A 25,396-nucleotide genomic window follows, 5' to 3' on the forward strand; every position below is an offset into this window, starting at 1 on the left:
TATGAAAAAGCTTGAACAACTTGTTGATCTCCATCAGGCCGACACCCGGCCAGTAGATACCGCCATCATCCATAATCTTGAGCGGAAACTGGGATTCGTACTGTCTGACGAATACAAATGCTACCTGTCGACTTTTGGAGTCATTGTCTTTGACGCCTACGAAACCTATGGTTTAGGCGTGCCTGAGGACTATTACCTGAATGTCTCTGCCGCATTCTCGGACCTGGGTCGTGACCCGAACTACCCGAAAAATACTGTGCCGCTGCTGGAGATTGGTGATGGTCAGTACTATCTGTACGACAACCAGGCACGGAAAGTTCTGGTTTGGGCTACACCGAATGGCGGCATTGTGCGTGTCTTGGAAGACGGGCTGGAGGCCTTTTTGATCAAGCATGTCTTCGCAGGCTAGTTGAAAGCATACTTTAGATAGTTGGTACTGGTGTTGCCTGCTCAAGCTGCTCTGCAATGCACGCCAGTTCCTGCTTAGAGGCACATCGCTTGCCGTCCTGAGCGAGCCGCTTGGCTAGCCCTTCCAAGGCTTCTGGATTGTCGATCAAAGATTCAACCTGTTCTAATGGTGTCATCCCTTGAGCGTTGCGCTGCTAGGCAAGTTTGGGTGCCAGATCCAGCAGGCGTCTGACAGCATGCAAGTTGGCGGTCCAGCTTGCTGTGTGTAGCGGTGACTGTCCGTCGTAAGTGACATAATCCAATCGGCAAGGATGATCAAGCAGGGCATCTACGCAACTGTCCTCGCTAGATTTGATCGCAGAGTGAAGAGTTGTCATTCCATGCCAGTCCTGAGTTTCCGGATCGGCACCAGACTGCAGCATGAGCCTGACAAGCTCGGTGTCGCCAGCCTCTGTCATTAACATCAGAGGTGTCTGGCCTTTGATATCTGCAATGTTTAATTGTTCTGGTGAATACTGAGCTAGCAGCCGGAGGAACTGCCTCCAATGGTCTAACATCGTTTCAAAGCGACGTGTTTCTTCCCTCAGTTCTGATGGGGCTAACTGATGCATCAGCGGAAGTTTTTGCAAGAAACTGCTACGCATCTTGATCAGCAGCATCAATACCGAGTTACCGTCCACGTCTGGTAGGTTAGATCTCAGCAGTCGGCGATTGGCTTTTATCCAAGCCTTCGACCGTCTTGATCGCCATTAGAGAGCCGCGGCATCAGTTCTTTGAGCATTTGCTGACTCGCTTTGCTGGCTCGGCGTTTCTCAGTTGGGAACCCCGGGTATATGCGCTGCTTACCTCGTCGTTATCGACGTAGGCAAGCGCAACCTCGATCAATTCAGGATCCCAGCCCTGCTCGTTGAGGATGGTGCTCGCCATTGAGCGCATTCTATGACTTACCAGGCACCCTTGGAAAACCATCCGTTTCAGTGCCATTTTGCTAAGGAATGGTTGACCCATTTACGTCGAGGGTCACAAAGTTGGACCATTCAATCATCAGTAAGCGGCGTTTTTCCAACAAGTCACTGCGCCAGTAGGCGGCCTCCGCACCGTTGGCGACAACGTGAGCCAAAGCCATCTCGCAGACTTCGCGTGCATGGTGCGTACATTCAGCCGCCCAGTCTCTAAATGTGCTGCGAAAGCCGTGAGCTGTGATGACTCTATCGTTGTTATCGCGCCAGCCTTTACCTCCATCTTCTAGGTCCTTTTGGTCCATGCGACGCAGGGTCATCAGCATGGCCATATTGCTAATCGGTCGACCTTTGCGGGAACCCGGGAACAGTAGCGAGCTGCCTTTGATACGTGGGAGCCCTTCCAGTAGCGCAATAAGGGGATCGGAGAGTGGCACGGTATGGACTTTTCCTGCTTTCATGCGCGCAGCTGGAATCGACCATAGCTTGGCTTTCAGGTCGATCTCACTCCAGTCGGCGTCGAGAACTTCGCTGGTTCGGCAGGCCGTGAGGATGGTCATTTTGAGGGCGCTGGCAGAGAGTCCTTCCACACTATTAAGTGCCGGCATGAAACGAGACAACTCTGAGTAGGGCAATGCTGGGTGGTTCTGGGTGCGTTTTGCCTTGGAGCTTGGGGGTAACAGCTTGTCCAGGTGTCCACGCCAGCGGGCTGGATTTTCACCGTCTCGTAATCCACGTGCTTTAGCAGCATCGAGGACCAGTTCGATCCTGTTGCGCACCCGGCTAGCAGTTTCGGCTTTGCTGGCCCAAATAGGCTTCAGGATTTCGAGAAGATGCTCGGTGGTGATCTGACTAGTCGCTAGCTCACCGATGATGGGGGCTGCGTAAGTCACCAGTGTATTCGTCCATTGCTGAGCATGTTTTACGTTTTTCCAACCGGCACGATGGGCCTCGATATAATCGGCTGACACGTCCTGGAAGGTGATTGCTTTGCTTTGGCGTTGCTGCTCGGCGGCGAGTTGCACCGCTCGTTCGGTGTCGCGAGCTTGTAAGGGATCAATGCCATCTCGCAATAGTCGACGTCTATCACTGCTTTTTTGTCGAGCCTCCTTCAGGCCTATTGCAGGGTAGGCGCCTAAGCCCATTTCGCGACGCTTTCCGGCCAGTTGGAAGCGCAGCACCCAATACTTCCTTCCGTTGGGTTTGACCTGGAGGCGCAGGCCTTCCCCATCTTCGTAGGTGCCGGGAGTTGACAGGCTGTCTATTTGCTTGACGGTTAGCTTTCCCAAGGAGCGCTCCTTTATTTGTCTTATTCCCCCATCCGCTCCCCCACGGTAAGTCGGAAGGTGGGGGGTGTTGATGGACGTTATGAGACGATGATAAGTGCTAAGGTGCCGTATTATAAAGTCTTAAAGGCTCTTGTTGGACTCTGCTGGACTCTAGTATGGCGGACTATCTCTCCGCCATTATTGAATAAGACTAAGCCCCTGAAATGGTTAAACATCTCAGGGGCTTTTTCGTTTCTGGCATATTGATCGGGGTTTCGTGCCCTGCATGCCGCGCCGTTGTTGCCCCTGCATGTCCAGGCGACGTGGTTTGGGTTCGCTGCTGTCTCAGTGCTTTATATAGACGCTGGAGGTTTTCATGGTGGTAACCCGGGCGCCCTGGTAGGGAAGAAGATTTTTCAGGCGGGGGGGGGGGTTGACCACGTATTTTAATGCTGTACTATTCGCCTCCCGCTAACGATCAGTTTGATGTTGCTCTTGGTTTAAGTAGTTGATTTTGTTGAAAAATCAGAAACTTTTAAGGTTGCAAATTGAAAAGATGCGCTGTAAGATGCGCACCTCGGTTGAGACGAAAGATCTTAACCAACCGCTCTTTAACAACTGAATCAAGCAATTCGTGTGGGTGCTTGTGGAGTCAGACTGCTAGTCAACAGATTATCAGCATCACAAGTTACTCCGCGAGAAATCAAAGATGTAACCAACGATTGCTGAGCCAAGTTTAGGGTTTTCTCAAAACCCAAAGATGTTTGAACTGAAGAGTTTGATCATGGCTCAGATTGAACGCTGGCGGCAGGCCTAACACATGCAAGTCGAGCGGATGACAGGAGCTTGCTCCTGAATTCAGCGGCGGACGGGTGAGTAATGCCTAGGAATCTGCCTGGTAGTGGGGGACAACGTTTCGAAAGGAACGCTAATACCGCATACGTCCTACGGGAGAAAGCAGGGGACCTTCGGGCCTTGCGCTATCAGATGAGCCTAGGTCGGATTAGCTAGTTGGTGAGGTAATGGCTCACCAAGGCGACGATCCGTAACTGGTCTGAGAGGATGATCAGTCACACTGGAACTGAGACACGGTCCAGACTCCTACGGGAGGCAGCAGTGGGGAATATTGGACAATGGGCGAAAGCCTGATCCAGCCATGCCGCGTGTGTGAAGAAGGTCTTCGGATTGTAAAGCACTTTAAGTTGGGAGGAAGGGCATTAACCTAATACGTTAGTGTTTTGACGTTACCGACAGAATAAGCACCGGCTAACTCTGTGCCAGCAGCCGCGGTAATACAGAGGGTGCAAGCGTTAATCGGAATTACTGGGCGTAAAGCGCGCGTAGGTGGTTTGTTAAGTTGGATGTGAAAGCCCCGGGCTCAACCTGGGAACTGCATTCAAAACTGACAAGCTAGAGTATGGTAGAGGGTGGTGGAATTTCCTGTGTAGCGGTGAAATGCGTAGATATAGGAAGGAACACCAGTGGCGAAGGCGACCACCTGGACTGATACTGACACTGAGGTGCGAAAGCGTGGGGAGCAAACAGGATTAGATACCCTGGTAGTCCACGCCGTAAACGATGTCAACTAGCCGTTGGGAGCCTTGAGCTCTTAGTGGCGCAGCTAACGCATTAAGTTGACCGCCTGGGGAGTACGGCCGCAAGGTTAAAACTCAAATGAATTGACGGGGGCCCGCACAAGCGGTGGAGCATGTGGTTTAATTCGAAGCAACGCGAAGAACCTTACCAGGCCTTGACATCCAATGAACTTTCCAGAGATGGATTGGTGCCTTCGGGAACATTGAGACAGGTGCTGCATGGCTGTCGTCAGCTCGTGTCGTGAGATGTTGGGTTAAGTCCCGTAACGAGCGCAACCCTTGTCCTTAGTTACCAGCACGTAATGGTGGGCACTCTAAGGAGACTGCCGGTGACAAACCGGAGGAAGGTGGGGATGACGTCAAGTCATCATGGCCCTTACGGCCTGGGCTACACACGTGCTACAATGGTCGGTACAGAGGGTTGCCAAGCCGCGAGGTGGAGCTAATCCCACAAAACCGATCGTAGTCCGGATCGCAGTCTGCAACTCGACTGCGTGAAGTCGGAATCGCTAGTAATCGCGAATCAGAATGTCGCGGTGAATACGTTCCCGGGCCTTGTACACACCGCCCGTCACACCATGGGAGTGGGTTGCACCAGAAGTAGCTAGTCTAACCTTCGGGAGGACGGTTACCACGGTGTGATTCATGACTGGGGTGAAGTCGTAACAAGGTAGCCGTAGGGGAACCTGCGGCTGGATCACCTCCTTAATCGACGACTCAGCTGCTCCATAAGTTCCCACACGAATTGCTTGATTCATTGTAGAAGACGAGAGGCCAGCCTTTAAGGTGGTCTGCTTCGTTAGAGTTTAGAAAATGAATATTCCAGCGTGAATATTGATTTCTAGTCTTTGACTAGTTCGTTCTTTAAAAATTTGGGTATGTGATAGAAAGATAGACTGAACGTTACTTTCACTGGTAACGGATCAGGCTAAGGTAAAATTTGTGAGTTGCTCTTAGGAGCTCAATCGAATTTTCGGCGAATGTCGTCTTCATAGTATAACCAGATTGCTTGGGGTTATATGGTCAAGTGAAGAAGCGCATACGGTGGATGCCTTGGCAGTCAGAGGCGATGAAAGACGTGGTAGCCTGCGAAAAGCTTCGGGGAGTCGGCAAACAGACTTTGATCCGGAGATGTCTGAATGGGGGAACCCAGCCATCATAAGATGGTTATCTTGTACTGAATACATAGGTGCAAGAGGCGAACCAGGGGAACTGAAACATCTAAGTACCCTGAGGAAAAGAAATCAACCGAGATTCCCTTAGTAGTGGCGAGCGAACGGGGACTAGCCCTTAAGTGGCTTTGAGATTAGCGGAACGCTCTGGAAAGTGCGGCCATAGTGGGTGATAGCCCTGTACGCGAAAATCTCTTGGTCATGAAATCGAGTAGGACGGAGCACGAGAAACTTTGTCTGAATATGGGGGGACCATCCTCCAAGGCTAAATACTACTGACTGACCGATAGTGAACTAGTACCGTGAGGGAAAGGCGAAAAGAACCCCGGAGAGGGGAGTGAAATAGATCCTGAAACCGTATGCGTACAAGCAGTGGGAGCCCACTTTGTTGGGTGACTGCGTACCTTTTGTATAATGGGTCAGCGACTTATTTTCAGTGGCGAGCTTAACCGAATAGGGGAGGCGTAGCGAAAGCGAGTCTTAATAGGGCGTCTAGTCGCTGGGAATAGACCCGAAACCGGGCGATCTATCCATGGGCAGGTTGAAGGTTGGGTAACACTAACTGGAGGACCGAACCGACTACCGTTGAAAAGTTAGCGGATGACCTGTGGATCGGAGTGAAAGGCTAATCAAGCTCGGAGATAGCTGGTTCTCCTCGAAAGCTATTTAGGTAGCGCCTCATGTATCACTGTAGGGGGTAGAGCACTGTTTCGGCTAGGGGGTCATCCCGACTTACCAAACCGATGCAAACTCCGAATACCTACAAGTGCCGAGCATGGGAGACACACGGCGGGTGCTAACGTCCGTCGTGAAAAGGGAAACAACCCAGACCGTCAGCTAAGGTCCCAAAGTTATGGTTAAGTGGGAAACGATGTGGGAAGGCTTAGACAGCTAGGAGGTTGGCTTAGAAGCAGCCACCCTTTAAAGAAAGCGTAATAGCTCACTAGTCGAGTCGGCCTGCGCGGAAGATGTAACGGGGCTCAAACCATACACCGAAGCTACGGGTATCATCTTCGGATGATGCGGTAGAGGAGCGTTCTGTAAGCCTGTGAAGGTGAGTTGAGAAGCTTGCTGGAGGTATCAGAAGTGCGAATGCTGACATGAGTAACGACAATGGGTGTGAAAAACACCCACGCCGAAAGACCAAGGTTTCCTGCGCAACGTTAATCGACGCAGGGTTAGTCGGTCCCTAAGGCGAGGCTGAAAAGCGTAGTCGATGGAAAACAGGTTAATATTCCTGTACTTCTGGTTATTGCGATGGAGGGACGGAGAAGGCTAGGCCAGCTTGGCGTTGGTTGTCCAAGTTTAAGGTGGTAGGCTGGAATCTTAGGTAAATCCGGGATTCTAAGGCCGAGAGCTGATGACGAGTGTTCTTTTAGAACACGAAGTGGTTGATGCCATGCTTCCAAGAAAAGCTTCTAAGCTTCAGGTAACCAGGAACCGTACCCCAAACCGACACAGGTGGTTGGGTAGAGAATACCAAGGCGCTTGAGAGAACTCGGGTGAAGGAACTAGGCAAAATGGCACCGTAACTTCGGGAGAAGGTGCGCCGGTGAGGGTGAAGGACTTGCTCCGTAAGCCCACGCCGGTCGAAGATACCAGGCCGCTGCGACTGTTTATTAAAAACACAGCACTCTGCAAACACGAAAGTGGACGTATAGGGTGTGACGCCTGCCCGGTGCCGGAAGGTTAATTGATGGGGTTAGCTAACGCGAAGCTCTTGATCGAAGCCCCGGTAAACGGCGGCCGTAACTATAACGGTCCTAAGGTAGCGAAATTCCTTGTCGGGTAAGTTCCGACCTGCACGAATGGCGTAACGATGGCGGCGCTGTCTCCACCCGAGACTCAGTGAAATTGAAATCGCTGTGAAGATGCAGTGTATCCGCGGCTAGACGGAAAGACCCCGTGAACCTTTACTATAGCTTTGCACTGGACTTTGAATTTGCTTGTGTAGGATAGGTGGGAGGCTTTGAAGCGTGGACGCCAGTTCGCGTGGAGCCAACCTTGAAATACCACCCTGGCAACTTTGAGGTTCTAACTCAGGTCCGTTATCCGGATCGAGGACAGTGTATGGTGGGTAGTTTGACTGGGGCGGTCTCCTCCTAAAGAGTAACGGAGGAGTACGAAGGTGCGCTCAGACCGGTCGGAAATCGGTCGTAGAGTATAAAGGCAAAAGCGCGCTTGACTGCGAGACAGACACGTCGAGCAGGTACGAAAGTAGGTCTTAGTGATCCGGTGGTTCTGTATGGAAGGGCCATCGCTCAACGGATAAAAGGTACTCCGGGGATAACAGGCTGATACCGCCCAAGAGTTCATATCGACGGCGGTGTTTGGCACCTCGATGTCGGCTCATCACATCCTGGGGCTGAAGCCGGTCCCAAGGGTATGGCTGTTCGCCATTTAAAGTGGTACGCGAGCTGGGTTTAGAACGTCGTGAGACAGTTCGGTCCCTATCTGCCGTGGACGTTTGAGATTTGAGAGGGGCTGCTCCTAGTACGAGAGGACCGGAGTGGACGAACCTCTGGTGTTCCGGTTGTCACGCCAGTGGCATTGCCGGGTAGCTATGTTCGGAAAAGATAACCGCTGAAAGCATCTAAGCGGGAAACTTGCCTCAAGATGAGATCTCACTGGGACCTTGAGTCCCCTGAAGGGCCGTCGAAGACTACGACGTTGATAGGTTGGGTGTGTAAGCGCTGTGAGGCGTTGAGCTAACCAATACTAATTGCCCGTGAGGCTTGACCATATAACACCCAAGCAATTTGCTTACTTCGAAAGAAGCATCAGATTGCGGTGTGTGAAGACGAAAGAACCGAAAGTTCGGCTCTGCTCACAAAAGCAGCACAAAACACCGAAGCTATCACATACCCAATTTGCTGAAGCGAGGCCAGCTGGCCACGACTCAGTACCCGAATTTCTTGACGACCATAGAGCGTTGGAACCACCTGATCCCATCCCGAACTCAGCAGTGAAACGATGCATCGCCGATGGTAGTGTGGGGTTTCCCCATGTGAGAGTAGGTCATCGTCAAGATTAAATTCCGAAACCCCTATCTGCGCATGCAGGTAGGGGTTTTGTTTTTGGCCGCGGGAAAGTTCGTACACAGTATCAGGCTGTTGGACCTGAGTCGGATAGACGGAAGTCGCATCCGATACCTAAACTGTCAGCAGATTTGGGGATCGGGGGCAGTAGATGAATCGCAATGAACTTCGCAAGGCGGATATCAACCTGATGGTGGTGTTCGAAACATTGATGCTCGAGCGCAATGTCACTCGGGTGGCGGAGAAGCTGTTTCTCGGCCAGCCGACCATCAGTTCGGCGCTCAACCGCTTGCGTGCGATGTTCAATGATCCGCTGTTCATACGCGTTGGCCATCGCATGGAGCCGACGGCACGGGCCGAGGAGATCATCAGGCATCTCTCACCGGCGCTGGATTCCTTGTCCGTGGCCTTGAGCCTGACCCATGATTTTGACCCGGCCAGCAGCACGATGACGTTCCGCATCGGGTTGTCCGACGATGTCGAGTTCGGCCTGTTGCCGCCATTGCTGCGAGCATTGCGCCAGGAAGCGCCCAACGTGGTGTTCGTTGTGCAGCATGTCGATTACTGGCGGATTCCCGACTTGCTGGCGTCCGGCGATATCACGGTGGGTATCAGCCAGACCCGTGGCTTGCCGGCCAATGCCAAGCGCAAGTTGCTGCGGCACATCCAGCCCAGCATTTTGCGCGCCGATGCCTCCGACACACCACTGACCCTCGATGAATATTGCGCGCGGCCACACGTGCTGGTGTCCCATACCGCCAACGTCAGTGGCTACGCCGACGAGTGGCTGGCGGACATCGGCCGCACGCGCCAGGTGGTGCTCTCGGTACCGCAATACAGTTCTTTGCCGGCCCTGCTTGCCGGGACGGACCTGATTGCCAGCCTGCCGGACTACACCGCCGAGGCGATGGCTGCATCGGGAATGCTGTTCAAGGAACCCTTTCCGATCAAGACACCCACCCTGGACCTGTCCATGGTCTGGCTCAGTCATGTCGATACCGACCCTGCCGAGCGCTGGTTGCGCTCGCGCCTGGAAGCGTTCATGAGTGAGCGTGCCGTTTTGCCACTGCCCGAATGAACAGGGCGGTGCTGTGCTATATGTACGACCTCTCCACCCACTTACAGGAACTGACTCATGCCTCACCTGCACATGGAATACACCGCCAACCTGACTGATCTGAATGCCGATGTGGCATTGATGCGGTTGAACAATACGTTGGTGGGTTCCGGTCAGTTTGCTGCCGAATTCGACATCAAGAGCCGCGCGGTCAAGGTCGATACGTTCAAGGTCGGTACGGCGCTGGCTGAGCGAGCGTTCGTGCATGTGAAACTGGCGCTGTTGAGTGGTCGTTCCGCACAGATCAAGAAACAGCTGTCTGAAAACCTGCTGGCAGTGGTGCGGGACCTGTGTGAGTGGCCGAGCAGCATTGAGGTCCAGTTATGCGTGGAAATTCTCGACATCGATCGCGACTCCTACAGCAAGACCGCCATCAACAACTGAACATCAGGCTGACTGCTGCTCGATGCAGGCCTGGATCACTTGTGTTCGCAACCAGGTGCTGGCGCTTTCCTGATCGACACCCTGGTTCCACTGCATGTCGAGGGTGAAACCCGGCAAGCCTTCGGGCGCTTCACAGTGATTGAAGGTGTCTGCACTGGCCAGCAATCGCTGGATGCGCCGGGGCAGGGTCAGGACATAGTCGGTGCCGGTAATCAGCTTCAGCGCGGCACTGTAGCTGTTGGCGCGTGCGACGATCCGGCGCTGTTGTGCCTGCTGCGCAAGCCAGCCGTCGACCATATTGGTGGCGGACGTCCAGGGTGTCGGGAACACGTGTCGACGTTCGACATAGGTTTGCAGGCTCAAGCGTGGTTCTGCCGGCGTGGCGCGTTTGTCGAACACACACACCAGATCATCTTCGAGCAGCGTCTGCGATTTGAAATCGACGTGACTGCGATGAAAGTTCGGGCCGAAGCACATCACCAGGTCGAGTCTGCCTTCGCGCAATGCTTCGGCAGGGATATCGGCTTCGAGTTTGAACACATTGACCATCACCGGAAGATCGGCGAGGTCGAAGGTTTTCAACAGACGCGGCAGGATCAGTTGTTCGAAATATTCCGGGGCGCAGATGTTGAAGGTCACGGGTCGCAGGCCCGGGTCGAACGTGGGTAAGCCGGCGTGACACAGGTTGATGCTTTCGAGGATTTTCAGCACGTGAGGGTACATCGCGCTGGCCTTGCCGGTGGGCTGCATGCCGCCGGTACGGGTATTGATGAACAGCTCGTCCTCGAAGCTTGTGCGCAGTTTTTTCAGGCAGTAACTCACAGTGGACTGGCTGACGCAGAGCGTCTCGGATACGTCGGTGACGCTGTTCTGCTCATACAGGGCGACGAACACCATGAGGTCCTGCATGTCGAGCTTTCTAAGCGAATTACTGTTGAGCATCCATTCCATCTCGCTGCGTCCCTTACGCTGACCGTGTGCAAGGGTGGGTGAATTATCCTAGCGGAATGAGCGAGCATGGAAAATGCCTTGCAGGACGTTTCGCCCAAGACCCTGTCAGCCCTGGACCATCGCCGACACGGCGCGGCGGCTGGACATCAATAGCGCGAACATGCCGAGGCCCACCAGCACTGCGCCGGCCATTTCCAGCGGCAGCGGCATCTGGCGCCCCCAAAGCCAGTGAAACAAAGTGATGAACAGCGTGCTCAGGTAGATGTAGGAAATCACCGAGGACGGCGCGATCACGCCGATGGCCCGGTGCAGCAGCCAGAACGTCGCCAGGGTGGCGAACACCGCCAGGTACATCAGCCAATAGAAATCGTTGAGCGTCAGCAATGATGCCGAGCGCCAACCGCCACTGAATCCACAGAACACCAGGAGAAACAGCGCACCGAACAGCATGTTCCAGAACGTCATGGGTACCGGTCCGCGTCCCTTGAGGCTATTGGTTTTCAGGCGTTGGCTGAGGGGGGCGTAGAGCGCCATCGCCAGGCAGCCAATGCCGTACACCGTCAATGCATACGGTGATGGCAACTCGCCGGGGCCGGTGCCTTTCATGATCAACAAAACCGCCCCGGCGGCGGCGAGCAGCATGGGCATAATCCGTTGTTTCTGGCGACAGTCAGGTGTCAGCACGGCTTCGAACCCCAGGGTCATCAGCGGCACCAGCGTGAACATCGTCCCGGTGTTGACGGCCGAGGTGTAGCGCAATGCTTCGAACAACGAACCGAAGTACAACGCCAACAGCAGGCCGAGCACCGCGTGACCCAGTAGCGCGCGGGCGGTCATGACGGCATCGCCTTTTAGCAGCAACAGCGGCAGAAACACCAAGGCGCAAAACAGCAGGCGCAAACCGGTCAGCAGGATCGGGTCGATGGCCTGGCTCACTTGCGCCGCCGCGGAAAACGATGCGGCGATCAACAAGGCCCAAAGCAGCATGCTGGTGTGAGCGAGGGCGAAACCGGTGATTTTCATGGCGGGCCTCGGATCAATGGATGTGGCGGATGTAGTGCCTTGGGTTGAAGCGCAAAACCATCAGCATCATCAGCGCCATGACCGCCGTCAGCGACCACCAGGCCCATTCAAAGCTGCCGAGCCGGTCGCGGATGATCCCCGCCAGCAGCGGCGACAGGCCGGCGATCAAGTAGCCGATGCTTTGTACGAATGCGGTCAGGCCACCGGCACGCAATGGATTGTCCAGGTGATCCAGCGATACGATCAGGCTCATCGGGAACAGGCCTCCAATGCCCAGCCCCAGCAGGCATGGCCACATCAGGCTCAAATGCCGTGGGCTCAGAATCAGTCCGCAGAAACCGGCGATGATCAATGTCAGCAATACCATCAGCACGACGCGCCGGTCGCGGCTGCGATTAGCGATGACGGGCGTCAGCAGGCCCGACAGCACTTCCATGGCGGTCAGAAACCCGAGCAGCAAACCGGCGTGCTGTTCGCTCCAGCCCATTTCCACGTAATACGGCGCCAGCCAGGCCAGGACACAGGTGTAGGACGCAGTACCCAGGCCAAAGAAAATCGCGAGTAACCACGCGCGGGAATTGGCGAAGTACGAACCTTTGCCGGATGCCCTGGAATCCAGTGTTGGCATCCCCACGTTTTGGCTGCGCCAGAAGAACAACGCCAGTACGGCGAGAACGGCCCAGATCGCCAGGCCCATACGCCAGCTTCCAGTACGCTCCATCACCAGCGGCGCAAAGGAAGCACCCAAGGCGGCACCGCCCATGATCGACGTGACGTAGAGACCCATGCACAGGGCAACGTGGTCGCTGAAGCGGTATTTGATCAGCGCTGGCATCAGGGCCTGGATCAGGGCGATCCCGATACCTGCCAGCACTGCGCTGAGGAGCAGCTCCGCGGCTGAATCAAGGAACAATCGCGAAAGCGTGGCCACGCCGATGATCAGCAAGGAGAACACTACCGTGCGCTGCTCGCCGAGTCGCTGGCTGATGCGCAGGCCGACGAACATCGCCAGCCCCATGGCCGTCACCGGCAACATTGTCAGCAGTGAAGCCTGGCTGAAGCTCATCGCAATGTCGTTGCGAATCGCCAAGAGTAGAGGCCCGACAGCGGCCATGGAAGGGCGCAGATTCAGGGCAATCAGGACAATGCTGAACATGAACCAGAGGGCAGGGCGGGAAGTGACTCGGGTGTTTTCCATGATCGGACCTTGAACAATAGGGTTCCGATTAGGCGCGCGAGGCCTGGAGGCGGCAAATCAGAAACTCCGCCGAAGTATTTAGAAATTAAATACAAGTCGCAGCCAAATGTTTAGCCAGACGACATCCAAGGTTCTTCAAATCCCGATTTAACGACTTAGGCCATCGTGTGACGCTGCGGGTCATCAGTTTTCTGTGGTTCTCTCTATGGACGGTTGGCCAGTCGCAATCCACATCAAGGCAGTCATCGACGCTCGATCGTCGAGCCTTGGTCGTCGATTCACGCCCGCCACCGCACCGAACCTCTCTGCACTTCCTTCTGAACTGGCTTTCTGGGCGCTGTGGCATTGTCGCCATGCGCGCCCGCCGGATTCCTGCTTTTTCCGCTGATTGTTCCTACCTGTTCCGCTTGATGGCGGGATTAAAGTGCGGGTGCTTTTGCGTACCCGTCTGACACGGAAAAAGAGAGTTCCCATGAGTTGTGCCACGACCTCGTTTGCCACTCGGCAAGAAGCCCTGACCTTTCTGGAGCAGAACCCGGATATTGAAATGTTCGAGCTGTTCATCCTCGACAACAATGGAGTACCGCGCGGCAAGCTGTTGCACCGTGACGAGTTACTGGCGGTGTATGACAGCGGGCGGCCATTGCCGAGCACCATCCTCGGCTTGACCATCAATGGTGATGATGTGGAAAACTCCGGGCTGGTCTGGGACGTCGGTGATATCGACTGCCGGGCCTATCCGGTCAGTGGCAGCCTCACGCGTATGCCGTGGCGTCTGATTCCGACGGCGGCCGTGCAGGTCAGCATGCACCCGACGGAAGGAATGCCCGCCACCATTGCCGATCCCCGTCATTTGCTGGCGAAAGTCATCGAAGGGTTGCAGGCCGACGGTTATTACCCGGTCTTGGCGGCGGAATTGGAGTTCTACTTGCTGGATCAGCAACGCGACAGCAATGGCCGACCGCAACCGGCACGGGATGTCGATGGCGGCCGTCCGCGCGGTACCCAGGTCTATGGGTTGCGCGAACTCGAGCAGATCGAGCCGTTCCTGGCCGATCTCTACAACGCCTGCAAACTCCAGGGGATTCCGGCGCGCACGGCCATTTCCGAATACGCGCCGGGGCAAGTGGAGATCACCCTCGAACACCGCAACGACGCGCTACAGGCGATGGACGAAGCGGTGCGCTACAAGCGTCTGGTCAAGGGAGTGGCGCACAAACACGGCATGACAGCCTGCTTCATGGCCAAACCCTTCGATGACCTGGCCGGCACCGGGATGCACATGCACGTGAGCCTGGCGGACAAGGACGGCAACAACCTCTTTGCCAGCGAGGCCCCGGATGGAACGCCCCTGCTCAAACAGGCCGTCGCCGGCATGCTCGGTACCCTGCTCGATTCGCTGTTGCTGTTCTGCCCTAACGCCAACTCCTACCGTCGATTCCAGGCCAACAGCTATGCGCCCCTGGCGGCCACCTGGGGCGTGGACAATCGCACCGTGAGCCTGCGAGTACCTGGCGGGCCGGCGTATTCACGGCACATCGAACATCGTATTTGTGGCGCAGATGCCAACCCCTATCTGGCGGCTGCGGCGATTCTGGCTGGTATTCATCGCGGTATCCGCGAACAGCTCGATCCTGGTGCGCCGGTGGAAGGCAATGGCTACGCCCAGGCCGCGAAACTGTTGCCGACAGACTGGCTGACCACCTTGCGATCGCTGGAAGGTTCGAGTTGGGCCAGGGAAGCCTTCGGCGGCGAATTCCTCGGCGTCTACCTGGCGGTGAAACGCGCCGAATATCGTCAATTCATGGGGGAGGTCGGTGAGCAGGACTGGCGCTGGTATTTGCACCAGGCTTGAGTCGACGCTAAACCAGGGCTGAACCATTCTCAAATAGTCTGAAAGTGTCAGGCGAACTTAATAAGCCAACTAATTGTTGGCTTATTTTTCACAAAAAATTGATGGTTGGCTACCTAAAATTAGAGCTGTCTCGGTAAATGAAATTTTCACATTTGCCAAAGACACTTATTTTCAGGGGCCGCCAAATCTCATGTTTAAAATTAAAACCGTGCGCCCCGAATGGGTGACACTGATTGCCAGTGCATTTTTGTTAGTTGGCTTCAATTTTGTACTTTGGCAACACCTGTTCGAAATCACTGCATCCGATGGCAAAGGCATCGTCATGCGTGTGGCCTTCGGGATGATGATCTTCGCGGCTTTCAATATAGTGCTGACCCTGCTGGCATTCCGGCCGGTGCTCAAGCCGGTGCTGACCCTGCTGTTCATGACCAGCGCGGGGGTGGCGTATTTCATGAGCCAGTATGGTGTTCTGATCGACACCGGCATGTTACGTAACTTCGCTGAAACCAATGCAGCGGAAGTGCGTGACTTACTGTCGCTCAAGTTGTTTGTTTATATTTTGTTGCTCGGCGTTTTACCGTCCTGGCTGTTGTGGAAGACGCCGATTAATTATCGTCGTTGGCACCGTGAACTACTCAGTAAAGTTCTGGTGACTTTTGCCTCGGCAGCGGTCATTGGTGGTGTTGCACTGGTTAACTATCAAGGCCTGTCTTCGCTGTTTCGCAATCACCACGAGTTGCGCCTGATGGTGGTACCAAGCAACTACATTGGTGCCTCGGCTGGTTTCTTGCGCGAGAAAGTGGCGACGGCCCGGCAACCCTTTGTCAAAATCGGTGAGGATGCCCAGCGCAACCTCGCCTGGCAAACTCACGGGCGCAAATCCCTGACGGTTCTGGTCGTGGGTGAAAGTGCCCGGGCGGAGAACTTCGGCATCCTTGGCTATAGCCGTGACACCACTCCGAAACTGAGTAAGGAAGATGGCCTGATCGCTTTCACCGATGTGCATTCCTGCGGTACTGAAACCGCCGTATCGGTGCCTTGCATGTTCTCCAATATGGGGCGCAAGGACTACAACGCCAGCAAGGCAAAGAACGAAGAAGGCCTGCTGGACGTGCTCAAACATGCGGGCATCGACGTGATCTGGCGTGACAACCAGTCAGGCTGCAAAGGTACGTGCGATCGCGTCACCCTTCAGGACGTCAGCAATCTGAAGGACCCGGCGCTGTGCGCCAACAGTGAATGCCGCGACGAAATCCTGCTGCAAGGGCTACAGCATTTCATCGATACCCTGGACAAGGACACGGTACTGGTATTGCACCAGATGGGCAGCCACGGTCCGGAGTACTTCAAGCGTTATCCGAAAGAGTTCGAGCGTTTCACCCCGGTTTGCGAGAGTAATGCCCTGAACAATTGCAGTCGCGAAAGTATCGTCAATGGCTACGACAACACCCTGGTCTATACCGACCATGTGCTGTCGACCTTGATCGATCTGCTGCGCAGCAACCAGGACAAAGTGGATACCGCGATGCTGTATCTGTCGGACCACGGCGAGTCCCTGGGTGAATACAACTTGTTCCTCCACGGCACGCCTTACATGTTGGCACCGGAGCAGCAAAAGCATGTAGCCATGTTTGCCTGGTTCTCCGACAGCTATAAAAAATCGTTTGCGGTAGATACCCGCTGCTTGCAACAGGGCCGTGAAAAGTCCCTCAGCCAGGACAACCTGTTCCATTCGATGCTTGGGCTGCTGGAGGTCAACAGCAAGGTCTACAACCAGGGTCTGGACATGTTTGCCGGATGTCGTGGTCCAGTGACCGACGGCGTGTTGGCCAAGGATTGAGTGCTCCGATTCTGTTTCACGCGACGGCCGCCGACCTGCGGCCTGTAGAACTTTTACCAAGAGCCATTGCACATGTCTGCTCAGCCCCCATCCGCCATCGAGCTTGAGATCGCCCGGCGCTACGACCAGGAACACGCGCGCGTCTGCCTTCAGCCGCAAACGCCGGGCGTGGTCGGGCGACTGGCGCTCTGGCGTGAGGAGCGTCTGGTGCGCAATGCGCTCAAGGTGGCCGGCGAGCCGGGTCTGATCCTTGACGTGGCCTGCGGTGTGGGGCGTTACTGGTCGGTGCTGGCCGAACATGCCAATCGGGTGATCCTCGCAACGGATCCGTCCCAGGGAATCCTCGATCATGCCCGCACCCATCACCCGCAGAGTCTGTTGAGGCGGGTCAACACCTTTCAAAGCTCTGCGTTCTCGATTGGCCTGTCGGAGAACGCGGTTGACTGCATTTTTTGCATGCAACTGTTTCAGCACCTCCATAATCCGGAACATCGTCTGGCGATGCTTGGCGAGTTTTACCGGGTCAGTCGCGATACGGTGATTGTCGCGGTGTGCCTCGACGGTCGTTTCAAGGGCGCGCGCCCAGGCGTGGAGGGTGTTCCGGCCCCGCCGTTGCCGACCCAGGCCGAAGTGGAAAGCGAGTTCAGGCAGGCGGGTTTTCGCTTGCTCAGCCATCAGGACTTTTTGCCCGGTTGCGCGCGGATGCGGGTCTACGTGCTGGGTAAGACCAGCTAGCCCGGCTTTGTCGGACTATTCTGTATGTCACGCAGTAATTTTCGCTAACGCTCTTGTTCAGTGGATGCGCGGAAATCGCCGGGGGCGATATATACTGCGCGCCATTCTTCAAGGGAGAGCCGTGTGGCCATCGATATTCACTGGATTCGCGACAACGATAGCCTCGGACGGTTGTGCGCCGAGTGGCAACAGTTGCCATTCGTTGCCCTCGATACCGAATTCATGCGGGTCGACACCTTCTACCCAATCGCCGGCCTGCTGCAGATCGGTGATGGCGTTCGCGCCTATCTCATTGACCCGCTGACCATCGACAACTGGCAGCCATTAGCCGCGTTGCTGGAAAATCCGGCAGTGCTCAAAGTTGTCCACGCGTGCAGCGAAGACCTCGAAGTCCTGCTACGCCTGACCGGCAGCCTCCCGGCGCCGCTGTTCGATACGCAGCTGGCTGCCGCTTACCTGAACCTTGGTTTTTCCATGGGCTATTCGCGACTGGTGCAGGAAGTGCTCGGCATCGACCTGCCCAAGGGTGAAACCCGTTCCGACTGGCTGCAACGTCCGCTTTCCGAAACCCAGATCAGCTATGCCGCCGAAGACGCCGTGCATTTGGCTGAAGTCTTCGTAAAGCTGCGTCCAAAGCTGTCTGACGAGAAGTGCGCCTGGGTCCTGGAAGACGGCGCTGAACTGGTGGCCAACCTGCGCCGCGAAATCGACCCGTACGAGGTCTATCGCGATGCCAAGCTGGCCTGGAAGCTGTCCCGCGCCCAACTCGCCGTTTTGCGTGAGCTCTGCGCGTGGCGCGAAAAGGAAGCCCGGGTCCGCGACCTGCCGCGCAACCGGATTATCCGCGAGCATTCGTTGTGGCCGCTGGCGCGTACGCAACCGGATAACCTCGGTGCCCTGGCGAAAATCGAAGACATGCACCCGCGTACCGTGCGTCAGGACGGCGAGTTTCTGCTTGATCTGATCAAGCGCTCTGGCAGTGTGTCGCCTGATCAATGGCCGCCAGCCGTGCCGGAGCCGTTGCCGGTGGATGCCGCTGCGCTGCTCAAACAAATGAAGGCCATAGGCCAGGCCGAAGCCGAGCGCCTGAACATCGCGCCGGAACTGATGTTGCGCAAGAAAACCCTGGAAGCGCTGCTCAAGAGCGGCTTCCCCAATGGTCCCTACCAATTGCCTGATTCGCTGCGTGGCTGGCGCCGCGAATTGATGGGCCAGGCGCTGCTCGACAGCCTGGCCACCGCCGGAGAACAGCCTTGAAACGTATTTGTTCCATCTATCGCAGCTCGAAGAGAAACGAAATGTACCTGTATGTGCTCAAGAGCGACGCTCTGGAGCGCGTGCCGGAGCCCCTGATGGCAGCCTTCGGCAAGGCCATCCATGCGTTCGATCTGGTGCTGAGCCCCGAGCGTAAACTGTCGCGCGAAGACATCACGGTTGTGCTGGAAAACCTCGAAAAACAGGGTTATCACTTGCAAATGCCACCTGCCGAAGACGAATACATCGAGCACCTGCCGGAAGAATTGTTGCGTCGCAACGATCCGATGTGAGCGGCAGACAGGCTCTGTTCAGAGTGGTTATGGAACACTGATTGATTTTAGCGATGGCAGCATCGACGGAGCACTGCTCCGTCGGCGGCCGTCTGCACCGTTTTTGAAAGGTTTGAAGCATGCGCGTCCTGATTGCTGAACACGACCACCCGGTGTACGCCCAACTGTTGCGCGAGGCGGCACCGGACCTGGAGGTGCTGACCAGCGGTGATTCTGCCGAACTGGCCAGCCAGGCCGCCGATTGCCCGGTGTGGCTCGGCCAGCCTGATTTGCTGGCGACCCTGTTACGCCAGGGCCATCAACCGCAATGGCTGCAATCGACCTGGGCGGGCATCACGCCGCTGTTGGCCGATGGCTTGCCGCGGCACTATCGGCTGTCCCGTGCAGTCGGAATCTTCGGCCAGGTCATGGCCGAGTACGTGCTCACCTACATGCTCGGTCACGAACGTGAAGTGCTGGCGCGACTGGTCAGCCAGGTCGAGCGCAAGTGGGACAGTCGCCATGGCCAGAGCCTGGCGGGGCGCAAGGTGTTGATCGTCGGCACCGGTGATATCGGTCAAAGTGTCGCGCAGTTCCTCGTGCCGTTCGGCGTCGAGTTGTATGGCGTGGCCAGCAGCGCGCGGGAGCAGGCACCGTTTATCGAAGTCGGTTCGCTGGCGGATCTGCCTCGGCTGGTCGGTGAAGTCGATTACGTGGTCAATCTGTTGCCGAACACGCCGGACACCCATGACATCTACGACGCGGCGCTGTTCAGGCAATTCAAGCCGACCGGGTTGTTCATCAACGCCGGGCGCGGTGTGGCGGTGGTCGATGCGGACCTGGTGGACGCCTTGAAGGAAGGGCATTTGGCCGGCGCGGTGATTGACGTGTGCCGTCAGGAACCCTTGCCCCAGCGTCATCCATTCTGGACGGCCTGGGGCCTGCTGCTGACCGGCCACAGCTCGGCACCGACTTCGCCTTCGATGATGGTGAAGCAGTTTGTCGAGAACCTGCGGGCGTATCAGGCGGGAGAGGCGTTACGCGGGGAAGTGGATTTCGATCGGGGGTATTGAAACCTCCGCGCTCAAAATTGTAGGAGCGAGCCTGCTCGCGATAGCGTTGGGTCATTCAACATATCTTTGACTGACACTGCCTCATCGCGAGCAGGCTCGCTCCTACAATGTTTTTTGCAGTGGCTTAAAGGGTGAAATCACCTTCAGCCGCCAACTCGCTCAATGGACGACGCGGGCTTGGCTCCTCACGGGCTTGCAGGTAATCCGCCAGGCTGGCCTTGTCCCCCAGCTTGCCCACCGCGACGGCCGCGTGCAGTGCGTAGCCTTCAGGAATGTTCAGCTCCTTGCGGGTCAGCTCCTGGTCGAAACCGGCCATGCCGTGGGTGTGCCAGCCGCTCAGGCTCGCTTGCAAGGCCAGGTGGCCCCAGGCGGAGCCGGTGTCGAAGGTGTGCCACAGGGCCGGGGTTTCTTCGGTGGCGCCAGGCGCAGTGAAGGTGGTTTTCGAAATCACGATCACCAGGGCCGACGCATGTTGCGCCCAACTGCGGTTGAATTCGTTCAGCAGGCCCAGGTAACGCTCCCAGTTTGGCGTGTCGCGACGAGCGTAGAGGAAGCGCCAGGGTTGCGAGTTGTAGGCCGAGGGTGCCCAGCGGGCGGCTTCGAAGAAGCTCAGCAGGGTTTCCTCTGGAATCGTTTCGCCAGTGAAGGCGCGGGGCGACCAGCGATCGGTGAACTGAGGGTGAATGGCGTAATCGGCAACGCGTGGGTTGGCGCTCATCAAGAGATTCCTGGCTACGTTTGAAAGTGGGAGCAACGCAAAACCCTACTTGGCAGCGCAAAAACTGACAAGCCCGTTCTACCGACAGTCGCCAATGCTTGGCCCACGGGGCTACGGGCACTAGACTGGCGGCCTTTTCACCACCTGATGTCGATACTCGAACCATGGCCGCCAAAGTAGAACCGTTCTGGATACGCAAGACCCTCGATCAACTCGATCAGGAGGAATGGGAGTCGCTGTGCGACGGCTGTGGATTGTGCTGCCTGCAAAAGCTTGAAGACGAAGACGACAACAGCGTCTATTACACACGCATCGCCTGCAAGTTGCTGGACCTGAAAACCTGCCAGTGCAAGGACTATCCCAACCGTCGTGACTCGGTGCCGGACTGTATCCAGCTCACGCCGGGCAAGGCCGACGAATTCAAATGGCTGCCGCCGACCTGCGGCTATCGCCTGGTCAGCGAAGGCAAGGACCTGCCGTTGTGGCATCACCTGGTGTGCGGTGATCGCGATGCCGTGCATCACGAGCGGATTTCCCAGTCCGGGCGCATGCTCGCCGAAGGCAGCGTGCCGGAAGATGACTGGGAAGATCACCTGATTTTCCGCGCAGGCTGATAGCCTGAGCTTCAGTTTCACGAAGGAGTGTGTATGGCTGTGGGATGGCGGCAAGCGTGGATCCTTGGATTACTGGCCGTGAATTCGCCCGTATGGGCTGCGAACAAGGTCAACCTGGATTACCACGTGCGCTGTGCGACGGCTGTGGATTGTGCTGCCTGCAAAAGCTTGAAGACGAAGACGACAACAGCGTCTATTACACACGCATCGCCTGCAAGTTGCTGGACCTGAAAACCTGCCAGTGCAAGGACTATCCCAACCGTCGTGACTCGGTGCCGGACTGTATCCAGCTCACGCCGGGCAAGGCCGACGAATTCAAATGGCTGCCGCCGACCTGCGGCTATCGCCTGGTCAGCGAAGGCAAGGACCTGCCGTTGTGGCATCACCTGGTGTGCGGTGATCGCGATGCCGTGCATCACGAGCGGATTTCCCAGTCCGGGCGCATGCTCGCCGAAGGCAGCGTGCCGGAAGATGACTGGGAAGATCACCTGATTTTCCGCGCAGGCTGATAGCCTGAGCTTCAGTTTCACGAAGGAGTGTGTATGGCTGTGGGATGGCGGCAAGCGTGGATCCTTGGATTACTGGCCGTGAATTCGCCCGTATGGGCTGCGAACAAGGTCAACCTGGATTACCACGTGCGCTGTGCGACGGCTGTGGATTGTGCTGCCTGCAAAAGCTTGAAGACGAAGACGACAACAGCGTCTATTACACACGCATCGCCTGCAAGTTGCTGGACCTGAAAACCTGCCAGTGCAAGGACTATCCCAACCGTCGTGACTCGGTGCCGGACTGTATCCAGCTCACGCCGGGCAAGGCCGACGAATTCAAATGGCTGCCGCCGACCTGCGGCTATCGCCTGGTCAGCGAAGGCAAGGACCTGCCGTTGTGGCATCACCTGGTGTGCGGTGATCGCGATGCCGTGCATCACGAGCGGATTTCCCAGTCCGGGCGCATGCTCGCCGAAGGCAGCGTGCCGGAAGATGACTGGGAAGATCACCTGATTTTCCGCGCAGGCTGATAGCCTGAGCTTCAGTTTCACGAAGGAGTGTGTATGGCTGTGGGATGGCGGCAAGCGTGGATCCTTGGATTACTGGCCGTGAATTCGCCCGTATGGGCTGCGAACAAGGTCAACCTGGATTACCACGTGCGCCTGTTGCCCCAGAGCGATCAGGCCGAAGTGCGCCTGACGCTCGCCCAGGGCTCGGCGGTACGCAGCCTGGATTTCGACCTCGGCGACGGCAGCCACTACAGTGATTTCAAGGCTGACGGCCAATGGCAGCTGACCCCCGGCAAAGCGGCGCGCGGTGTCTGGCATCCGACGGCCGACAAGGCCAGCCTGACCTACCGCGTGAACATCAGCCACGGGCGCAAGAGCGGCAGCTTCGACACGCGCATGACACCACACTGGGCGTTGATGCGCGGCGACGATCTGGTGCCGGCTGCCAGACTCGATCAACAGGACGGCATCGAACTGGTTTCACGCCTTGAATTCGAACTGCCTGGTGGCTGGAAAAGCGTTGAAACCGCGTGGCCACGAATTGGCCCGAATAAATTCCGTATCGATAACCCTTCCCGACTGTTCGACCGGCCCACGGGCTGGATGCTCGCTGGCCAGCTTGGCAGCCGCCGTACTCGTCTGGGCGAGACAGAGGTCACCGTCGCCTCGCCGCTGGGGCAGGGTATGCGCCGCATGGATGTGCTGACGCTGCTGACCTTCGTCTGGCCGCAAGTGCAGGCGCTGTATCCGCGACACCCGGGCAAACTGCTGATCGTCGGGGCCAATGATCCAATGTGGCGCGGCAGCCAGTCGGCCCATGAGTCGATCTATCTCAACAGCCGTCTGCCGTTGGTCAGCGAAAGCGGCACCAGTGCCCTGGTCCGTGAGTTGGCCCAGATGTTCGGGCGGATCAACGGCACCCGGCGCAGCGACTGGATCAGCGAAGGCTTTGCCGAGTATTACGCCATCGAACTGATGCGCCGGGCCGGCGGCATGAGCGATGAGCGCTATGAGAACCTGCACGGAAAACTGCTCAGGAGCAGCCAGAAAGTCACCACGCTGCGCGGTGAACAGATCACTGCGGTGCAGGTGGCCAGGGCGGTGGTGTTGCTGCAAGAACTGGACCGCGAGATTCGCCTGAAAACTCACAACAAGCGTTCACTGGATGATGTGTTGCGCGGGGCGATGCGGCTGGGGGAGATCGATACCAAGGCGTTTGTTCTGCTCAGTGAGAGCGTGATCGGTGGTTCTTCAAAAGTGCTCAGTACCGAGTTGATTCAGTAGCGCCGCCATCGCGAGCAGGCTCGCTCCCACATTTGGTCTGCGCCGTACACAAATCCCCTGTGGGAGCGAGCTTGCTCGCGATAGGGCCATCAGCCCCGCCGGACGATCCGGATCAAATCCCGGCCTTCGGCGACTTCAACGAATCATAGCCGGTCACGGTCACGGTCGCGGTTTTGGTCGCCGCCTCGGCATTGGCCTTCAACTGGCTCAGTTCTTCACCCGCCCGCTGAATTTTCGCCCGCACGTTGTTCATGTCCTGACGGCCTTTCTCCAGCAGGCTTTTCGCCGAGCTGTGGCCGGTAATGCCACGGGCCAGGGCCACGCCGCCGATGGCCACCTGGAGCAGGCCAAAGATCCCGCCACGCCGCAGGCCCTTGCCCACCATCACCACTCCGCCGGCCAGGGAGCCGATGCGTTCCCAGCCCTGCACGTTTTGCTCGGAGGGGCTCTGGAACGGGGTGGATTCGATACGCTCGACGCGTTTGAGTTCGCTCATGGTCTGTCTCCAGGCTTCAGTGATCGATAGATAAGCTGACTGCCAGGGCGGGCAGCTTGTTCAATCGGATGTGCGGCAATTAGCGGAATTTTGGCCCGGAGCGGGTATTGAGCCCCTTGGACATGCGGTCGTAGAGCACGACGTTGACCGTGGCGGCGAGGTTCATGCAGCCGGTGGTGGGGATGTAGACCACGTCTTCGCACCAGTCGCGAATTTCTTTATCCAGCGATCCGTCTTCCGGGCCGAAGATGTAGAGCGCGCGATCCGGGTGGGTGTATTCCGGCAACGGGCGGGCGCCCTCGACCAGTTCCACGGCGACGGGCACACAATTGAGGGGCAGGATTTTCTTCAGGTCGTCGATGCCGATCAGCGGGATGTCGTAGTGCACGCGCTTGGTATCGGTGACGAAGTCGGCGGCGCGCTCATAGCGCTTGCCGGTGTAGAACACCGACGCCACGCCATAACAGCCAGCGGCGCGCATCACCGAACCGACGTTCTCCGGTGATTTGGGGTTATACAAACCAATGCAGCTGTACCGTTTGTCTGCCACGAGCGGGGTGCCTTTCGGGAAAAAAGCGCGATTATACGGGGATTGGGGCGGGGGTGCTCAGGTTGGAGATCTGTGGTGTCAGGACTATTGCTATCGCGGGCAAGCCCGCTCCCACAGAGGTCTCTGTCGTTCACAAAATTTATGTACACCAGAGAACCTGTGGGAGCGGGCTTGCCCGCGAAGAGGTCAGTTCAGGCACTGAAGATTATTAATCTTCCTTTTTCATGAGACCCGCCAACGCCGCAAACGGATTGTGCGTGGCCTTGGCGATTTTCGGCGTGCTCAGCGAGCCTTCGTCGAAATACTGCTGGTCGGTATAACGCGAGTGCTCGTTATCGTGGCAGTACAGGCACAACAGCTCCCAGTTCGAGCCGTCCTGCGGGTTGTTGTCGTGGTTGTGGTCGCGGTGGTGCACGGTCAGTTCGCTCAGGCGCTTGCCGGAGAACTCACGGGCGCAGCGGCCACAGACGTGCGGGTACATCTTCAGGGCCTTGTCGCGGTAGCCCATTTCCTTGTCACGCTGGTTGTCGGCGAGGATGCGATCCAGCTTCGAAGTGTTGGTCGGGGTGGACGAACTCATGGGTTCACCTTTGTA

General features: G+C 56.8%; 23 protein-coding genes, 3 rRNA genes and 1 pseudogene. 16 read left to right on the forward strand and 11 right to left on the reverse strand.

The features are described 5' to 3' along the window. Position 1: 1 nt before the first annotated feature. Positions 2-409, forward strand: coding sequence for an SMI1/KNR4 family protein (locus tag AC3IX1_RS07080; RefSeq protein WP_489387648.1), 408 nt, complete (start codon positions 2-4; stop codon positions 407-409). A gap of 13 nt (positions 410-422) precedes the next feature. Here AC3IX1_RS07080 and AC3IX1_RS07085 read toward each other — a convergent pair whose 3' ends face one another. The 4 genes and pseudogenes from AC3IX1_RS07085 to AC3IX1_RS07100 form a co-directional block, all read right to left on the reverse strand. Continuing rightward, entirely contained in the window at positions 423-584 is a 162-nt protein-coding gene (locus AC3IX1_RS07085) for a hypothetical protein (RefSeq protein ID WP_489387649.1), read from the reverse strand. An 18-nt stretch (positions 585-602) separates the two neighbouring features. Beyond that, on the reverse strand, positions 603-1,067 hold the full coding sequence (locus AC3IX1_RS07090) for an ankyrin repeat domain-containing protein (protein WP_489387650.1): 465 nt from the start codon (positions 1,065-1,067) through the stop codon (positions 603-605). Positions 1,068-1,206: 139 nt separating this feature from the next. Continuing rightward, positions 1,207-1,398 (reverse strand): annotated as a pseudogene (locus AC3IX1_RS07095) (integrase); the annotation flags it as partial. Beyond that, a complete protein-coding gene (locus tag AC3IX1_RS07100) occupies positions 1,397-2,656 on the reverse strand; it encodes a tyrosine-type recombinase/integrase (protein ID WP_489387651.1) in 1,260 nt (419 codons plus the stop codon). The pseudogene AC3IX1_RS07095 and the gene AC3IX1_RS07100, both read right to left, overlap by 2 nt. A 745-nt stretch (positions 2,657-3,401) precedes the next feature. Here AC3IX1_RS07100 and AC3IX1_RS07105 point away from each other — a divergent pair. The 5 genes from AC3IX1_RS07105 to AC3IX1_RS07125 all read left to right on the forward strand — a co-directional run bounded on the left by AC3IX1_RS07105 (position 3,402) and on the right by AC3IX1_RS07125 (position 9,941). After that, positions 3,402-4,938 (forward strand): 16S ribosomal RNA (locus tag AC3IX1_RS07105). 313 nt (positions 4,939-5,251) lie between these two features. Beyond that, positions 5,252-8,145, forward strand: a 23S ribosomal RNA gene (locus tag AC3IX1_RS07110). 171 nt (positions 8,146-8,316) lie between these two features. Further along, a 5S ribosomal RNA gene (gene rrf, locus AC3IX1_RS07115) occupies positions 8,317-8,432 on the forward strand. The 16S, 23S and 5S rRNA genes sit together here, the layout of an rRNA operon. A gap of 159 nt (positions 8,433-8,591) precedes the next feature. Continuing rightward, the gene (locus AC3IX1_RS07120; protein WP_489387652.1) at positions 8,592-9,518 is read left to right on the forward strand and encodes a LysR family transcriptional regulator; all 927 of its coding nucleotides are present in this window, start codon (positions 8,592-8,594) and stop codon (positions 9,516-9,518) included. A 57-nt stretch (positions 9,519-9,575) separates the two neighbouring features. Next, positions 9,576-9,941 carry a 5-carboxymethyl-2-hydroxymuconate Delta-isomerase gene (locus AC3IX1_RS07125; RefSeq protein WP_489387653.1) on the forward strand — a complete coding sequence of 122 codons (366 nt, stop codon included), beginning with the start codon at positions 9,576-9,578 and terminating at the stop codon, positions 9,939-9,941. 3 nt (positions 9,942-9,944) lie between these two features. On the opposite strand, the gene AC3IX1_RS07130 is transcribed toward AC3IX1_RS07125, so the two are convergent. The 3 genes from AC3IX1_RS07130 to AC3IX1_RS07140 all read right to left on the reverse strand — a co-directional run bounded on the left by AC3IX1_RS07130 (position 9,945) and on the right by AC3IX1_RS07140 (position 13,113). Then, on the reverse strand, positions 9,945-10,883 hold the full coding sequence (locus tag AC3IX1_RS07130) for a LysR family transcriptional regulator (protein WP_489388696.1): 939 nt from the start codon (positions 10,881-10,883) through the stop codon (positions 9,945-9,947). 114 nt (positions 10,884-10,997) lie between these two features. Further along, positions 10,998-11,915 carry a DMT family transporter gene (locus tag AC3IX1_RS07135; protein ID WP_489387654.1) on the reverse strand — a complete coding sequence of 306 codons (918 nt, stop codon included), beginning with the start codon at positions 11,913-11,915 and terminating at the stop codon, positions 10,998-11,000. A 13-nt stretch (positions 11,916-11,928) separates the two neighbouring features. After that, positions 11,929-13,113 (reverse strand): cyanate transporter, encoded by a 1,185-nt coding sequence (locus AC3IX1_RS07140; protein ID WP_489387655.1) that lies wholly within the window; start codon positions 13,111-13,113, stop codon positions 11,929-11,931. 472 nt (positions 13,114-13,585) lie between these two features. Here AC3IX1_RS07140 and AC3IX1_RS07145 point away from each other — a divergent pair, with 472 nt between their 5' ends. The 6 genes from AC3IX1_RS07145 to AC3IX1_RS07170 all read left to right on the forward strand — a co-directional run bounded on the left by AC3IX1_RS07145 (position 13,586) and on the right by AC3IX1_RS07170 (position 20,142). Continuing rightward, positions 13,586-14,968: a glutamine synthetase family protein gene (locus tag AC3IX1_RS07145; protein WP_489387656.1), complete on the forward strand. Its 1,383-nt coding sequence runs from the start codon at positions 13,586-13,588 to the stop codon at positions 14,966-14,968. A 190-nt stretch (positions 14,969-15,158) separates the two neighbouring features. Further along, on the forward strand, positions 15,159-16,808 hold the full coding sequence (locus AC3IX1_RS07150) for a phosphoethanolamine transferase (RefSeq protein WP_489387657.1): 1,650 nt from the start codon (positions 15,159-15,161) through the stop codon (positions 16,806-16,808). 72 nt (positions 16,809-16,880) lie between these two features. Further along, positions 16,881-17,543, forward strand: a complete 663-nt coding sequence (locus AC3IX1_RS07155) for a class I SAM-dependent methyltransferase (protein WP_489387658.1) — start codon at positions 16,881-16,883, stop codon at positions 17,541-17,543. A 123-nt stretch (positions 17,544-17,666) separates the two neighbouring features. Further along, positions 17,667-18,800 carry a ribonuclease D gene (rnd, locus tag AC3IX1_RS07160; RefSeq protein WP_489387659.1) on the forward strand — a complete coding sequence of 378 codons (1,134 nt, stop codon included), beginning with the start codon at positions 17,667-17,669 and terminating at the stop codon, positions 18,798-18,800. Continuing rightward, on the forward strand, positions 18,797-19,090 hold the full coding sequence (locus AC3IX1_RS07165) for a YcgL domain-containing protein (RefSeq protein ID WP_033041871.1): 294 nt from the start codon (positions 18,797-18,799) through the stop codon (positions 19,088-19,090). Before rnd ends, AC3IX1_RS07165 begins: the two co-directional genes overlap by 4 nt. Before the next feature lie 119 nt (positions 19,091-19,209). Then, the gene (locus AC3IX1_RS07170) at positions 19,210-20,142 is read left to right on the forward strand and encodes a D-2-hydroxyacid dehydrogenase (protein ID WP_489387660.1); all 933 of its coding nucleotides are present in this window, start codon (positions 19,210-19,212) and stop codon (positions 20,140-20,142) included. Between the two features lie 124 nt (positions 20,143-20,266). Here AC3IX1_RS07170 and AC3IX1_RS07175 read toward each other — a convergent pair whose 3' ends face one another. Continuing rightward, entirely contained in the window at positions 20,267-20,860 is a 594-nt protein-coding gene (locus AC3IX1_RS07175; protein ID WP_150717811.1) for a nitroreductase family protein, read from the reverse strand. Between the two features lie 164 nt (positions 20,861-21,024). Here AC3IX1_RS07175 and AC3IX1_RS07180 point away from each other — a divergent pair, with 164 nt between their 5' ends. The 4 genes from AC3IX1_RS07180 to AC3IX1_RS07195 all read left to right on the forward strand — a co-directional run bounded on the left by AC3IX1_RS07180 (position 21,025) and on the right by AC3IX1_RS07195 (position 23,755). Beyond that, positions 21,025-21,474 carry a YcgN family cysteine cluster protein gene (locus tag AC3IX1_RS07180; protein ID WP_095945369.1) on the forward strand — a complete coding sequence of 150 codons (450 nt, stop codon included), beginning with the start codon at positions 21,025-21,027 and terminating at the stop codon, positions 21,472-21,474. A 92-nt stretch (positions 21,475-21,566) separates the two neighbouring features. Then, positions 21,567-21,983: a YcgN family cysteine cluster protein gene (locus tag AC3IX1_RS07185; RefSeq protein WP_489388697.1), complete on the forward strand. Its 417-nt coding sequence runs from the start codon at positions 21,567-21,569 to the stop codon at positions 21,981-21,983. 92 nt (positions 21,984-22,075) lie between these two features. Then, positions 22,076-22,492, forward strand: a complete 417-nt coding sequence (locus tag AC3IX1_RS07190) for a YcgN family cysteine cluster protein (RefSeq protein ID WP_489388697.1) — start codon at positions 22,076-22,078, stop codon at positions 22,490-22,492. Positions 22,493-22,525: 33 nt separating this feature from the next. Then, entirely contained in the window at positions 22,526-23,755 is a 1,230-nt protein-coding gene (locus AC3IX1_RS07195) for a hypothetical protein (protein ID WP_489387661.1), read from the forward strand. Between the two features lie 112 nt (positions 23,756-23,867). Here AC3IX1_RS07195 and AC3IX1_RS07200 read toward each other — a convergent pair whose 3' ends face one another. From AC3IX1_RS07200 to AC3IX1_RS07210, 3 genes are all read right to left on the reverse strand, one after another. Beyond that, positions 23,868-24,251: a YgaP family membrane protein gene (locus tag AC3IX1_RS07200; protein WP_489387662.1), complete on the reverse strand. Its 384-nt coding sequence runs from the start codon at positions 24,249-24,251 to the stop codon at positions 23,868-23,870. A 79-nt stretch (positions 24,252-24,330) separates the two neighbouring features. Further along, positions 24,331-24,801 (reverse strand): RNA methyltransferase, encoded by a 471-nt coding sequence (locus AC3IX1_RS07205; protein WP_007993783.1) that lies wholly within the window; start codon positions 24,799-24,801, stop codon positions 24,331-24,333. A 208-nt stretch (positions 24,802-25,009) separates the two neighbouring features. Further along, entirely contained in the window at positions 25,010-25,381 is a 372-nt protein-coding gene (locus tag AC3IX1_RS07210; protein ID WP_007898702.1) for a YajD family HNH nuclease, read from the reverse strand. Positions 25,382-25,396: the final 15 nt, after the last annotated feature.

The organism is Pseudomonas sp. KH_046_2 (genome assembly GCF_057838985.1).